Raw genomic sequence first — 13,006 nt, forward strand, 5'->3', positions numbered from 1 at the left:
GATGGCGACGGGGGAGGGGACGCGGCTGCGGCCGCCGAACAACTCGCTGAACGAGCGCGCCATCGGCTGGTGGCGCGTGCAGTGGCTGACGCTCACCGTGGTGGTGGCGGGGATCCTGGCCGTGCTGGGGGCGCTCATCGCGCCCGCCCGCGCATGGCTGCTGATACCCGCCGCCGCCCTGGCGGTGCTGGGCCTGGCCTGCACGGCGCTGATACCCGTGTGGTGGTTCAGGGTGCACCGCTGGGAGGTGACGGAGGAGGCGGTCTATGTACGGACCGGCTTCTTCTGGCAGGAGTGGCGGATCGCGCCGATGTCGCGGATACAGACCGTGGACACCGTGCGCGGTCCGCTGGAGCAGCTCTTCCGGCTCTCCACGGTGATCGTCACGACCGCGTCGTCCAAGGGCGCGGTGCGTATCGGGGGGCTGGACCACGAGCTGGCGGCGGAGCTGGCGGAGCGGCTGACCCGGATCACCCAGGCCACTCCGGGGGACGCCACATGAGCGACGTCCCGGAGGCGCCGGGTACCTCGGACGCCCCGGTGGTCCCGGGCGCCCCGGCCGTCCCCGAAGTACCAGCGGTCCCCGGTGTCCCGGCTGTTCCCGAAGCACCAGCGGTCCCCAGTGTCCCGGCCCTCCCCGATTCACCGGATTCCGTGGCTGCTTCGGAAGACGGCTGGCGGCGGCTCGACCGGCGCACCCTGCTGGTCACCGTCGTGGTCATGACGGGGGTCGTCGTGGGCGCGGGCGTACCGACCGGGATCGGTCTCTCGGGCGCCCTGCCGCCCGGCGAGGTCTTCGCCTGGCTGCTCGGCGGGGCCGTACTGCTGATCGGCGGTGGCACCGGCGCGGACTATGTCCGCTGGCGCCGCACCCGCTACCGCATGGGCCCCGAGCGCGCCGAGCTGCACACCGGTCTCTTTCTGGTCAAGCGCCGCTCGCTGGCCCGCGAGCGGATACGTACGGTCGACCTCACCGCCAATCTGCTGCTCCGGCTGCTCGGTCTGGTGAAGGTCCGGATAGGGACCGGCGAGCAGACCGGCGGCGAATCCACCCTGGAGCTGGACCCGGTCACCAGGGCCGAGGGCGAGCGGCTCCGTACCGAACTGCTCGGCCGCGCCCCGGGGGCGGCCGGGGCCCCCGGCGAGGGCATGCTGGCGGTGCTCGATCCCGCCTGGATCCGCTACGCGCCGCTGTCCTTCGTCCCGGTGGCCCTCGGCGGCGCCGGGATCGGCGGGCTGTTCCAGGTCGCCGACTGGTTCGGGGTGCAGAACCGGGCGATCCACTGGGCGGGCGACCAGTTCCGGGGCATCTCGCCCGTCTGGGTGGTCGCGCTGATCGTCGGGCTCGCGGTGGCGACGGGGCTCGCGGGGGTCGTCGCGGCGCTCGCGCTGTGGATCGAGATGTGGTGGAACCACCGGCTGGAGCGGGAGCCGGGCGGCACCCTGCGGGTCCGCCGCGGGCTGTTCACCTCCCGCTCGATCTCCATCGAGGAGCGGCGGCTGCGCGGAGTGGAGCTGGTCGAGCCGATCGGCGTCCGGCTGGTCGGCGCGGCCCGGGTGGACGCCATCGCCACCGGTCTCGCCCAGGACGACGACGCCGAGGAGATGGACCAGAAGACCCTGCTGCCCGCCGCGCCGCGTGCGGTGGCGGACGCGGTGGCGGCCCGGATACTGCGCGAACCGGCGTCTCCGACGAGTACGGTACGGCTGGTCCCGCACCCCCGGGCGGCGCGGGCGCGCCGGCTGCGCTGGGCCCTCTCCTCCGTACTGCTGCCGCTGGCGGTCGTGGCGGCCCTCGGCCTGCTGCTGACCGATGTCCTGGTCGTCATCGCGGCGGCCGGTGCCGTGGTGCTGCTGCCGCTCGCCGTGCTGATGGCGCTCGACGCGTACCGCGGTCTGGGGCACGGTCTCGGCGGCGCCTATCTGGTGGCCCGCTCGGGCACGGTGCGCCGGACGACGGTGGCCCTCCAGCGCGGCGGAGTCGTCGGCTGGACGGTCCGTCAGTCGTTCTTCCAGCGCCGCACGGGTCTGCTGACGCTCACGGCGACCACGGCCGCGGGCGGCGGCGCGTACCACGTGTACGACACCGCGGAGGGCGAGGGGCTGACCTTCGCGGCGGAGGCGGTCCCGGGCCTGCTGGAGCCGTTCCTGATACGGGAGCGCGCGGCGGAAAGGCCGTCGGGGCCGGGTCGTTGACACGCTGAAGGCCCGGCCGCCGGGAGGCGAACCGGGCCTTCACACCGCCTTATACACACCGCTTGCTTGAGATACGGCCTTTGACGCTCCGTCAGGCGGAGGCCGGCGGATAGAGGTCCCGCGGCAGCGCCGAGGCCGCCGCAGCGTCCAGCAGCCACAGCGTGCGGCTGCGGCCGTACGCACCCGCCGCCGGGGCCTGGATCTCCCCCGCCCCCGACAGCGCGATCTCCGCCGCCTTCGCCTTGTCCTCGCCCGCCGCGAGCAGCCAGACCTCATGGGCCGCGCGGATCGCGGGCAGCGTGAGCGAGATACGGGTCGGCGGCGGCTTGGGAGCGCCGTGCACGGCGACCACCGTGCGCTCGGTCTCCCGTACCGCGGGCAGTTCGGGGAAGAGCGACGCCACATGGGTGTCGGGGCCGACCCCCAGCATCAGTACGTCGAAGGTCGGCACCGGACCGTGGTCCTCCGGCCGTGACGCCGCCGCGAGTTCCGTGGCGTACGCGGCGGCCGCGGCCTCCACATCACTGCCGTACGGCCCGTCAGAAGCCGGCATCGGATGCACCCGCGAGGGGTCCAGCGGCACCGAACCGAGCAGTGCCTCCCGTGCCTGGGTGTAGTTGCGCTCCGGGTCGCCCTCCGGCAGGAAGCGCTCGTCGCCCCACCACAGATCGAGCCGTGACCAGTCCACCGCGTCCCTGGCGGGCGCCGCCGACAGCGCGGCCAGCAGCCCGTTGCCGTTGCGGCCGCCGGTCAGCACCACCGAGGCGGAGCCCCGGGCGGCCTGGGCGTCCACGATCTTGGTGATCAGCCGGGCCGCCGCGGCCTGGGCCATCAGCTCCTTGTCCCGGTGGACGACCAGTTGCGGAGTGCTCACGAGGACGAGGCCTTCCCGGTCGCATTCTTCGTCGCGGTCGCCGTCGCCGTACCCCCGCCACCGGAGGCGGCGGCCGACGGGGCGGCGCTGTCGCCGAGCCGGTCGACACCGAACCGCAGCGCCGACGCGTAGATGTCGTCCGGGTCCAGCCGCCGCAGCTCCTCCGCGATCAGCTCGGAGGTCTCGCGCCGCTTCAGCGCCACCGCGCGGTCCGGCTGCCCCTCGACCGAGAGGGTCGCCAGCGAGCCGTCCGCCCGGTGCAGATTGACCGGACCGCAGTCGGTCTGCATCCGTACAGCGGTGAGCCCGGGCCCCGCGGAGACGGCGCGCTTCACCGGTACGTTCAGCCGGTTCGCGAGCCACATGGCCAGCAGTTCACAGCTCGGATTGTGCTGCTCGCCCTCCACCTCCACCGAGGTGACCGCGCAGTCCACCTGGTCCAGCGCCGCCGCCAGCATCGAGCGCCACGGCGTGATCCGCGTCCAGGCCAGATCCGTGTCGCCGGGGGTGTACGCGTCCGCGCGCACCGTCAGCTCCTCGGTCGGGTTCTCCGCCGCGTGGGTGTCGGTCACCCGGCGCTGCGCCAGCCTGCCCAGCGCGTCCTTGGCCGGGTTGGCCGGCGCGTTCGCCGGCCACCACACCACGACCGGGGCGTCGGGCAGCAGCAGCGGCAGCACCACCGACTGCGCGTGGTCCACGACATCGCCGTACAGCCGCAGGACGATCGTCTCGCCGGTGCCCGCGTCCGCACCCACCCGGACCTCGGCGTCCAGCCGCGCCTTGGACCGGTCGCGCGCCGAGCGGGAGACCCGCTTGACGACGACCAGCTTGCGCGACGGGTGCTCGCGGGACGCCTCGTCGGCGGCCCTGAGCGCGTCGTACTGGTTCTCCTCGTCGGTGACGATGACCAGCGTGAGCACCATGCCGACGGCGGGAGTGCCGATCGCCCTGCGCCCCTGCACCAGTGCCTTGTTGATCTTGCTGGACTTGGTGTCCGTCAGGTCGATCTTCATGGCCGGCGCCAGCTCCGTCCGTCTCGTGCGAGCATCTCGTCCGCCTCGACCGGACCCCAGGTCCCGGACTCGTACTGCGCGGGCTTGCCGTGCTTCTCCCAGTACTCCTCGATCGGGTCGAGGATCTTCCAGGACAGCTCGACCTCCTCCAGGCGCGGGAAGAGGTTCGAGTCGCCGAGCAGCACATCGAGGATGAGCCGCTCGTACGCCTCGGGGCTGGACTCCGTGAAGGACTCGCCGTACGCGAAGTCCATGGAGACGTCCCGCACCTCCATCGAGGTGCCGGGCACCTTGGAGCCGAACCGCATCGTCACGCCCTCGTCCGGCTGCACCCGGATGACCAGGGCGTTCTGCCCCAGCTCCTGGGTGGAGGTGTGGTCGAAGGGGGAGTGCGGCGCGCGCTGGAAGACCAGCGCGATCTCGGTGACCCGGCGGCCGAGCCGCTTTCCGGTACGGAGATAGAACGGCACGCCCGCCCAGCGGCGGTTGTCGATCTCCAGCTTCACCGCGGCATAGGTGTCCGTCTTTGACTTGCTGTCGATGCCGTCTTCCTGGAGATAGCCGACGGCCTTCTCGCCGCCCTGCCATCCCGCGGCGTACTGCCCGCGCACGGTGCCCTCACCGAGGTCCCTGGGCAGCCGGACGGCGCCCAGCACCTTGGTCTTCTCCGCGACCAGCGCGTCCGCGTCGAAGGAGGCCGGCTCCTCCATGGCGGTCAGCGCCAGCAACTGGAGCAGATGGTTCTGGATCACATCGCGGGCGGCGCCGATGCCGTCGTAGTAGCCGGCCCGGCCGCCGATCCCGATGTCCTCGGCCATCGTGATCTGTACGTGGTCGACGTACGACCGGTTCCAGATCGGCTCGAAGAGGCTGTTGGCGAACCGCAGCGCCAGGATGTTCTGGACGGTCTCCTTGCCCAGATAGTGGTCGATCCTGAAGACCTCGTGGGACGGGAAGACCTCGTGGACGACCTTGTTCAGCTCCTTGGCGGAGGCCAGATCGTGGCCGAACGGCTTCTCGATGACCGCGCGGCGCCAGGAGCCGTCCCGCTGGTCCGCCAGCCCGTGCTTCTTGAGCTGCTGCACGACCTGCGGGAAGAACTTGGGCGGTACGGAGAGATAGAACGCGAAGTTGCCGCTGGTGCCCTGCGACTTGTCGAGGTCCGCGATCGTCGCCCGCAGGTTCTCGAACGCGTCGTCGTCGCCGAAGTCGCCCTGGACGAAGCGCATCCCCTGGATGAGCTGCTGCCAGACCTCCTCACGGAACGGCGTGCGCGCGTGTTCCTTGACGGCGTCGTGCACCTCCTGCGCGAAGTCCTCGTCCTTCCACTCACGGCGCGCGAAGCCGACGAGCGAGAAGCCCGGCGGAAGCAGACCGCGGTTGGCCAGGTCATAGATGGCAGGCATCAGCTTTTTGCGGGACAAATCGCCCGTGACGCCGAAGATGACCAGGCCCGACGGCCCCGCGATACGCGGGAGCCGTCGGTCCGCGGCGTCACGGAGCGGGTTCGCTCCGTGGGTTGCGGTCAAGGGGATCAGCCCTCCGAAGGGGCGAGGCGCTTCAGCTCCGCCTCGGTCGACTTGAGCAGGTCGTTCCAGGCCACCGCGAACTTCTCGACGCCCTCGTCCTCCAGTACCTGGACGACGTCGTCGTACGAGATGCCCAGCGCGGCCACGGCCGCCAGGTCCGCGCGCGCCTGGTCGTACGTACCGCGCACGGTGTCACCGGTGATGGCGCCGTGGTCGGCGGTGGCGTCGAGCGTGGCCTCCGGCATGGTGTTCACCGTGCCCGGGGCGACCAGGTCGTCGACGTACAGCGTGTCCTTGTACGCCGGGTCCTTCACGCCGGTCGAGGCCCAGAGCGGACGCTGCTTGTTGGCCTGCGCCCGGTCCAGCGCCGCCCAGCGGTCGGAGCTGAAGACCTCTTCGTACGCCTCGTACGCCAGCCGCGCGTTGGCCACGGCCGCCTTGCCGCGGGCCGCCTTGGCCTCGGGCGTGCCCAGCGCGTCGAGCCGCTTGTCGATCTCCGTGTCCACCCGGGACACGAAGAAGGACGCCACCGAGTGGATCTTGGAGAGGTCGAGGCCGGCGGCCCTGGCCTTCTCCAGACCCGCCAGATAGGCGTCCATGACCTCGCGGTAGCGCTCCAGCGAGAAGATCAGCGTGACATTGACGCTGATGCCCCGGCCGACGGTCTCGGTGATGGCCGGGAGACCGGCCTGGGTCGCCGGGATCTTGATCAGGGTGTTGGGGCGGTCCACCAGCCAGGCGAGCTGCTTGGCCTCGGCGATGGTCGCCACGGTGTTGTGCGCCAGGCGCGGGTCGACCTCGATCGAGACCCGGCCGTCCTGGCCCTGCGTCGCGTCGAAGACCGGACGCAGGATGTCGGCGGCGTCCCGGACGTCCGCCGTGGTGATCATGCGGACGGCCTCCTCGACGGTCACCCGGCGGGCCGCGAGGTCGGCGAGCTGGCCGTCGTAGCCGTGCCCCTGCGAGATCGCCTTCTGGAAGATGGACGGGTTGGTGGTGACGCCCACCACGTGCTGCTGGTCGATCAGTTCGGCGAGATTGCCGGACGTGATACGGGTACGCGACAGGTCGTCGAGCCAGATCGCGACGCCTTCGTCGGAAAGGCGCTTCAGTGCGTCTGTCATGAGAGTTGCATCTCCTACAGTTCGTATACGGGCGTCAGCGCGCTGACGCCGCAAGAGATTCCCGGGCTGCGGCGGCCACCGCGTCCGCGGTGAAGCCGAACTCACGGAAGAGGACCTTGCCGTCCGCCGAAGCGCCGAAGTGCTCCAGCGACACAATGCGGCCGGCGTCACCCACGTACCGGTGCCAGGTCAGTCCGATACCGGCCTCGACCGCCACCCGCGCTGTCACGGAGGGCGGCAGAACGCTGTCCTTGTACGTCTGGTCCTGCTCGTCGAACCACTCGACGGACGGCATGGAGACCACCCGCGCCCGGATACCGTCGGCCTGGAGCTGCTCGCGCGCCGCCACGGCGAGCTGCACCTCGGAACCCGTACCGATCAGTACGACCTCGGGGTCGCCGCCCTCGGCGTCGAAGAGGACATAACCGCCCCTGGCCGCCTCGTCGTTGGCGTCGTACGTCGGCACGCCCTGGCGGGTGAGCGCCAGACCGTGCGGCGCGCCCTTGGAGTGGCGGCGCAGGATCTCGCGCCAGGCGATCGCCGTCTCGTTGGCGTCGGCGGGGCGCACGATGTTCAGCCCCGGGATGGCGCGCAGCGCGGAGAGGTGCTCGACCGGCTGGTGCGTCGGGCCGTCCTCGCCGAGCCCGATCGAGTCATGGGTCCAGACATACGTGACGGGTACCCGCATCAGCGCCGCGAGCCGCACGGCCGGGCGCATGTAATCGGAGAACACCAGGAAAGTGCCGCCGTAGATACGGGTGTTGCCGTGCAGCGCGATGCCGTTCATCGTCGAGCCCATGGCGTGCTCGCGGATGCCGTAGTGCACCGTGCGGCCGTACGGGTCGGCCCCCGGCAGCGGGTTGCCGGCCGGGAGGAACGAAGAGGTCTTGTCGATGGTGGTGTTGTTGGAGCCCGCCAGGTCGGCGGAGCCGCCCCACAGCTCCGGAATGACCTCGCCGAGCGCCTGGAGCACCTTGCCGGACGCGGCGCGCGTCGCCAGGGACTTGCCGGGCTCGAAGGCGGGGACCTTGTCCTCCCAGCCCTCGGGGAGTTCACCGGCCCTGATCCGGTCGAACAGCGCGGCGCGCTCCGGCTGCGCGGTGCGCCACGCGGCGAAGGTCTTCTCCCACTCGCCGCGCACCTCACGGCCGCGGTCGAGCGCCTCACGGGTGTGCGCGAGCACCTCGTCCGCGACCTCGAAGGACTTCTCCGGGTCGAAGCCCAGGACCTTCTTGGTCGCCGCGACCTCCGCGTCGCCGAGCGCCGAGCCGTGCGCGGCCTCGGTGTTCTGCGCGTGCGGGGCGGGCCAGGCGATGATCGAGCGGGCCGCGATGAAGGAGGGGCGGTCGATCTCCTCCTGCGCGGCCTTCAGCGCCCGGTACAGACCGGCCGGGTCGAGGTCGCCGTTGGGAAGCTGCTCGACGCGCTGGACGTGCCAGCCGTACGCCTCGTACCGCTTGAGGGTGTCCTCGGAGACCGCGGTCTCCGTGTCGCCCTCGATCGAGATGTGGTTGTCGTCCCAGAGCAGCACCAGATTCCCCAGCTTCTGGTGGCCGGCCAGCGACGACGCCTCGGCCGAGATGCCCTCCTGGAGACAGCCGTCACCGGCGATCACCCAGACGGTGTGGTCGAACGGGGAGGTGCCGGGCGCCGCGTCCGGGTCGTACAGACCGCGCTCGTACCGCGCCGCCATCGCCATGCCGACGCCGTTCGCGACACCCTGGCCGAGCGGTCCCGTGGTGGTCTCGACACCGACGGTGTGGCCGTACTCCGGGTGGCCCGGGGTCTTCGAGCCCCAGGTGCGGAACGACTCCAGGTCCGCCAGCTCCAGGCCGTAACCCGCCAGATAGAGCTGGATGTAGAGCGTCAGGCTGGCGTGGCCGGCCGAGAGGACGAACCGGTCACGCCCGGTCCACTGAGCGTCGGCGGGGTCGTGCCGCATGAGCTTCTGGAACAGCACATACGCGGCGGGGGCCAGGCTCATGGCCGTACCGGGATGGCCGTTGCCGACCTTCTGTACGGCATCCATGGCCAGGACGCGAACGGTATCGACCGCCCGGCTGTCCACATCGGTCCACTCGAGGTCTGTGGTGGTCGGCTTGGTGCTCACCCTGAGTCAGGGCTCCTCTCCACATGTCCAGTCCCGGTGTCTGAGGGCGCACCGGCTTCGCTGCCGAGCCTACCCTCGTAGCCCCATCCAACTTTTCCCCTTCGTAACCAGGGTGCGGCGGGCACATGGACTTCGCCTCCCGGCTGGGTACGGGGACGTCCCGCCCGGCGTGCGGGGACGTCCGAGCCGTGATAGCGGGACTGCTCCCGGGGCCCTCCGCACCACCCACCCCCGCGCGGAATCGGTGTCTGGGCAACGTCTAGAGTGGCGTGGTAAGCGCAAGTCTTTACCGGGGCTTCACGTCCGGAGCTTGCTGGGATTTCTCTGTCAGGGGTGTGCGTGACGGCCGTCGAGTCCCGACCCGCTGGGGTCGTCCCGACTCCGACCCCGGGGGGCCATCGGCCGTTCGGGGCCCGCGTCAAAGCGTTCGTGATGCTGACCAAGCCGCGGATCATCGAGCTGCTGCTCATCACGACCGTGCCGGTGATGTTCCTGGCCGCCGGCACCGTGCCGGATCTGTGGCTGGTGGTCACCACCTGTGTCGGCGGCTATCTCTCGGCCGGCGGCGCCAACGCGCTGAACATGTACATCGACCGTGACATCGACGCGATGATGGACCGTACGTCCCAGCGTCCCCTGGTCACCGGGATGGTGTCACCGCGCGAGGGGCTGGTCTTCGGCCTCACGCTGACCGTCGTCTCGACGCTCTGGTTCGGATTCCTGGTCAACTGGCTGTCCGCGGCGCTGTCGCTCGGTGCGCTCCTTTTCTACGTCGTCGTCTACACGATGATCCTCAAGCGCCGTACCGCGCAGAACATCGTCTGGGGCGGGATCGCCGGCTGCATGCCCGTGCTGATCGGCTGGTCCGCGGTCACCGACTCGGTGTCCTGGGCGTCTCTCATCCTCTTCCTTGTCATCTTCTTCTGGACGCCGCCGCACTACTGGCCGCTGTCGATGAAGGTGAAGGAGGACTACGCGCGCGCGGGCGTGCCCATGCTTCCGGTCGTCGCGAGCAACCGGGTGGTGGCCCGGCAGATCGTCGTCTACAGCTGGGTGATGGTCGGTGTCTCGCTGCTGCTGACCCCGCTCGGGTACACCGGCTGGTTCTACACGGCGGTGGCGCTGGCGGCGGGCGGCTGGTGGCTCTGGGAGGCGCACGGTCTTCAGTCGCGCGCCCGGGCCGGGGTGACCGGCGGCAAGCTGAAGGAGATGCGGCTGTTCCACTGGTCGATCACCTATGTGTCGCTGCTGTTCGTCGCCGTGGCGGTCGATCCTTTCCTGCGGTAGCACTCAGGTTCTGTTTCATCAGATTCTGTTTCCCCAGGTTCTGTCCAACGGGCGGGGCGCGTGGTCAAGGCCACGCGGCCCGCCCGTCGCCGGTTGATCTACCCGTGGGTAGCATCGAATTCATGTCAGAGACCCAGCAGGTTGACCAGAGCGAGCCCGATCCCGACGAGAGCGCCGTCAGCGCGGCGAGTGCCGAGAGCGGGGCCGCGGCCCGCCGGGCGACGCGCGACGCACGCCGGGCCGCCCGGCTCGCCAAGCAGATCGGCGCCTTCGCCAAGCGGCACGGCGGCGCCGAGGGACGGCTCGCCTACCTCGGACAGGCGGGCACCCGGATCGTCCTTGTCGGCGAGGACGGCGGCTGGGGCGATCTCGTCGCCCCCAGCTACGAGGTCGCGCTCGGCGCCGCCGAGAAGGCCGGACTCACTCTGCACGAGAGTTTCGACGGGGAACTCGCGGCCAAGGTCCGCACCGGCCCGTACGAATGGAAGCGGATGGCCGGGATCCAGCTCGGCCACTGATTCGGCCGTCCCGGCCCCCCGCCGTCCCGGCCCTGTGACGACCGGCGGCGACCGGGCTCGTACGGCTGACATGACGGCCGTCACGGGCCCCGGGCGCGCCCTGGGCGCCACCCGATCGCGGTTCACCCGTTAGTCCGGGTAGGAGTACGGTCCACGACGGGAATCCCGATGATCGAAACTGCGTCCCTGGTCGACCAGTACTGCCACGGGGTGCTCCGCGGAGAGCTGGGGCTCGGCACCTTCGAGGCCCAGCTCGGCAGGACGGCGGGGCCGCCCGCCGCCGGCACCACCTTCTTCGACACCCAGACCGGTTTCGCGGTACGCCGCTGGTGTCCGCCCGTACTCGGTCTCGAACCGCACTGCCCCCCGGCCCGCTATCTGGCCCGCCGCCGGGAGCTGGGGGTCCTGGAGGCGGGCCGGCGGCTGCTGCGGTCCACCGGGATCGCCACCTATTTGGTGGACACCGGGCTGCCCGGCGATCTGACCGGGCCCGCCGAGATCGCCTCGGCCGGTGCGGCCGAGGCGCTGGAGATCGTACGGCTCGAACCGCTCGCCGAGCGCGTCGCTGACGGAGCGGACGGGGTCGGCACGTTTCTCTCCGGTCTCGCCGAGTCCGTGCACACCGCCGCCGCCTCGGCCGTCGCCTTCAGCTCGGTCGCCGGGATCCGGCACGGTCTGGCGCTCGCCCCGGAGCCGCCGGGGCCCGGCGAGGTACGGAGTGCGGCGGACCACTGGCTGGCCGGGCGGGTGGCCGGCGCGCCGCTCACCGATCCTGTACTGCTGCGGCATCTGCTGTGGACGGCCGTCGGCTCCGGGCTGCCGCTGCAACTGCACATGGGCGCCGGTGCCGGATATCCGCGGCCGGGGCGTACGGATCCGCTGCCGCTCACCGGTTTCGTGGCGGCCACCGCCGGCCTCGGCACCGATCTGGTCCTGCTGGGGGCCTATCCGTACCACCGGCACGCGGCCCAGCTCACCGGGGCCTTCCCGCATGTGTACGCCGATCTGGGGCCCGCCCTCGCGCATACCGGGGCCCGGGCCACCGCCGTACTCGCGGAGGTCCTGGAACTGGCGCCGTTCGGGAAGCTGTTGTTCTCCAGCGGCGCGCGAGGGCTGCCGGAGCTGCATGTGGTGGGGGCGCGGGTGTTCCGGGAGGCGCTGGCGCGGGTCCTGGGCGGCTGGGTGGCCGACGGGTCCTGGGCGCCCGGTGACGCGCAGCGGGTCGCCGGGATGATCGCGGCGGGCAACGCGCGGCGCCTCTACCGGCTGTTGGGCGACTGAAGCGGCTGTCGCGGAATCCCGGACTCAGCCGTCCCCGGATTCAGCCAGGCGCGGGACCGCCGGGTGTGGGCTCGGCCGGGCGTGGGCTCAGCTCGGAACAGCCGACAGCGGGGACTCCTGCTGCGCGGGGATTCCCGGTGCGGCGTGCGGGCGCTCGCGCACACTCATCGCCAGCCGCAGCACCGCGATCCACACCAGGCACGAGCCCAACATGTGCGCGCCGACCAGGATCTCGGGTACGTCGGTGAAGAACTGCACATAGCCGATGGCGCCTTGGGCGAGCAGGACCAGCAGCAGTTCCCTGGCGCGCGTCCGGGTGTCCGGCGGAGCGTCCACCACCCGCAGCACCAGCCACATCGCCACGGCCAGCGCGCAGACCAGCCAGGCGAACACCGCGTGCACATGGGCGGCGGTGACCCAGTCGAACGGCATCCGCGGCACATCGCTGCTGTCGCCCGCGTGCCGCCCCGAGCCCGTCACGACCGTACCCGCCCCGATCAGGACCACCGCCGCGCCGGTCAGCGCCCAGGACAGCTTGCGCACCGGGCGCGGGACCCGCGGCCGGGCCGCGCTGTCGCCCTCGCGGGTGCGCAGCCAGGTCAGGGTGGTGACGGTGAGCAGGGTGGTGGCGAGCAGGAAGTGGCCCGCCACGGTCCAGGGGTTGAGGCCCATCCACACCGTGACCCCGCCGAGCACGGCATTGCCCATCACGATCCAGAACTGGGACCAGGCGAGCCGGGTCAGCCCGCGCCGCCGGGGCTTCGCCGAGCGAACCGCCACGATCGCCCAGCCGACCGCCGCGCACAGCACATAGGTCAGCATCCGGTTGCCGAACTCGATCGCCCCGTGGATTCCCTGCTCCGGGGTGGCGAAGAGGCTGTCGTCCGTGCACTTGGGCCAGGTGTCGCAGCCGAGGCCGGAGCCGGTCAGCCGGACCGCGCCGCCGGTGACGACGATCACCACGCTCATCACGACGGCGGTGAGCGCGGCGCGCTGGACCGTACGGGGTGACGGTGTCCAGCGCTGGGCGATATGGGCGAGGGGGGTCAGCACGGCAACCATCGTAGGCGGGAG

Annotated in this window: 11 protein-coding genes; 5 read left to right on the forward strand and 6 right to left on the reverse strand. The window is 71.4% G+C overall.

Going from position 1 to position 13,006, the window contains the following annotated elements; genetic code table 11:
- The first annotated feature begins 1 nt into the window (after position 1).
- Both WH07_RS04635 and WH07_RS04640 read left to right on the forward strand, forming a co-directional pair.
- On the forward strand, positions 2-502 hold the full coding sequence (locus tag WH07_RS04635) for a PH domain-containing protein (protein WP_046495624.1): 501 nt from the start codon (positions 2-4) through the stop codon (positions 500-502).
- A 152-nt stretch (positions 503-654) separates the two neighbouring features.
- Positions 655-2,196: a PH domain-containing protein gene (locus WH07_RS04640; protein WP_046495627.1), complete on the forward strand. Its 1,542-nt coding sequence runs from the start codon at positions 655-657 to the stop codon at positions 2,194-2,196.
- A gap of 91 nt (positions 2,197-2,287) precedes the next feature.
- Here the strand turns inward: WH07_RS04640 and pgl are convergent, their stop codons facing one another.
- From pgl to tkt, 5 genes are read right to left on the reverse strand one after another with little or no spacing between them, the layout of a single operon-like run.
- A complete protein-coding gene (gene pgl / locus WH07_RS04645; protein WP_046495630.1) occupies positions 2,288-3,070 on the reverse strand; it encodes a 6-phosphogluconolactonase in 783 nt (260 codons plus the stop codon).
- Positions 3,067-4,083, reverse strand: coding sequence for a glucose-6-phosphate dehydrogenase assembly protein OpcA (gene opcA / locus WH07_RS04650; RefSeq protein ID WP_046495632.1), 1,017 nt, complete (start codon positions 4,081-4,083; stop codon positions 3,067-3,069). The genes pgl and opcA overlap by 4 nt, the downstream gene beginning before the upstream one ends.
- The gene (gene zwf / locus WH07_RS04655; protein WP_046495635.1) at positions 4,080-5,612 is read right to left on the reverse strand and encodes a glucose-6-phosphate dehydrogenase; all 1,533 of its coding nucleotides are present in this window, start codon (positions 5,610-5,612) and stop codon (positions 4,080-4,082) included. The genes opcA and zwf overlap by 4 nt, the downstream gene beginning before the upstream one ends.
- A 5-nt stretch (positions 5,613-5,617) precedes the next feature.
- On the reverse strand, positions 5,618-6,736 hold the full coding sequence (gene tal / locus WH07_RS04660; RefSeq protein WP_046495637.1) for a transaldolase: 1,119 nt from the start codon (positions 6,734-6,736) through the stop codon (positions 5,618-5,620).
- 34 nt (positions 6,737-6,770) lie between these two features.
- Positions 6,771-8,846 carry a transketolase gene (gene tkt, locus WH07_RS04665; protein ID WP_046495640.1) on the reverse strand — a complete coding sequence of 692 codons (2,076 nt, stop codon included), beginning with the start codon at positions 8,844-8,846 and terminating at the stop codon, positions 6,771-6,773.
- Positions 8,847-9,185: 339 nt separating this feature from the next.
- Here tkt and WH07_RS04670 point away from each other — a divergent pair, with 339 nt between their 5' ends.
- The 3 genes from WH07_RS04670 to WH07_RS04680 all read left to right on the forward strand — a co-directional run bounded on the left by WH07_RS04670 (position 9,186) and on the right by WH07_RS04680 (position 11,932).
- Complete coding sequence (locus tag WH07_RS04670; RefSeq protein WP_046495642.1) at positions 9,186-10,133, forward strand: heme o synthase; 948 nt, start codon at positions 9,186-9,188, stop codon at positions 10,131-10,133.
- Between the two features lie 122 nt (positions 10,134-10,255).
- Positions 10,256-10,651: a hypothetical protein gene (locus WH07_RS04675; protein ID WP_232788714.1), complete on the forward strand. Its 396-nt coding sequence runs from the start codon at positions 10,256-10,258 to the stop codon at positions 10,649-10,651.
- Between the two features lie 168 nt (positions 10,652-10,819).
- Complete coding sequence (locus WH07_RS04680) at positions 10,820-11,932, forward strand: amidohydrolase family protein (protein WP_046495644.1); 1,113 nt, start codon at positions 10,820-10,822, stop codon at positions 11,930-11,932.
- 87 nt (positions 11,933-12,019) lie between these two features.
- Here WH07_RS04680 and WH07_RS04685 read toward each other — a convergent pair whose 3' ends face one another.
- Positions 12,020-12,994 (reverse strand): COX15/CtaA family protein, encoded by a 975-nt coding sequence (locus tag WH07_RS04685; RefSeq protein WP_046495646.1) that lies wholly within the window; start codon positions 12,992-12,994, stop codon positions 12,020-12,022.
- Between the last annotated feature and the right edge of the window lie 12 nt (positions 12,995-13,006).

This window comes from Streptomyces odonnellii, assembly GCF_000981895.1.
Classification (GTDB): Bacteria; Actinomycetota; Actinomycetes; order Streptomycetales; family Streptomycetaceae; genus Streptomyces; species Streptomyces odonnellii.

What these genes read in the sequence shown, in the direction of transcription:
- WH07_RS04635 (WP_046495624.1), top strand. Translation starts at nt 2, where the DNA reads ATGGCGACGGGGGAGGGGACGCGGCTGCGGCCGCCGAACAACTCGCTG.
- WH07_RS04675 (WP_232788714.1), top strand. Translation starts at nt 10,256, where the DNA reads ATGTCAGAGACCCAGCAGGTTGACCAGAGCGAGCCCGATCCCGACGAG.
- opcA (WP_046495632.1), bottom strand. Translation starts at nt 4,083, where the DNA reads ATGAAGATCGACCTGACGGACACCAAGTCCAGCAAGATCAACAAGGCA.
- WH07_RS04680 (WP_046495644.1), top strand. Translation starts at nt 10,820, where the DNA reads ATGATCGAAACTGCGTCCCTGGTCGACCAGTACTGCCACGGGGTGCTC.
- WH07_RS04685 (WP_046495646.1), bottom strand. Translation starts at nt 12,994, where the DNA reads ATGGTTGCCGTGCTGACCCCCCTCGCCCATATCGCCCAGCGCTGGACA.
- tal (WP_046495637.1), bottom strand. Translation starts at nt 6,736, where the DNA reads ATGACAGACGCACTGAAGCGCCTTTCCGACGAAGGCGTCGCGATCTGG.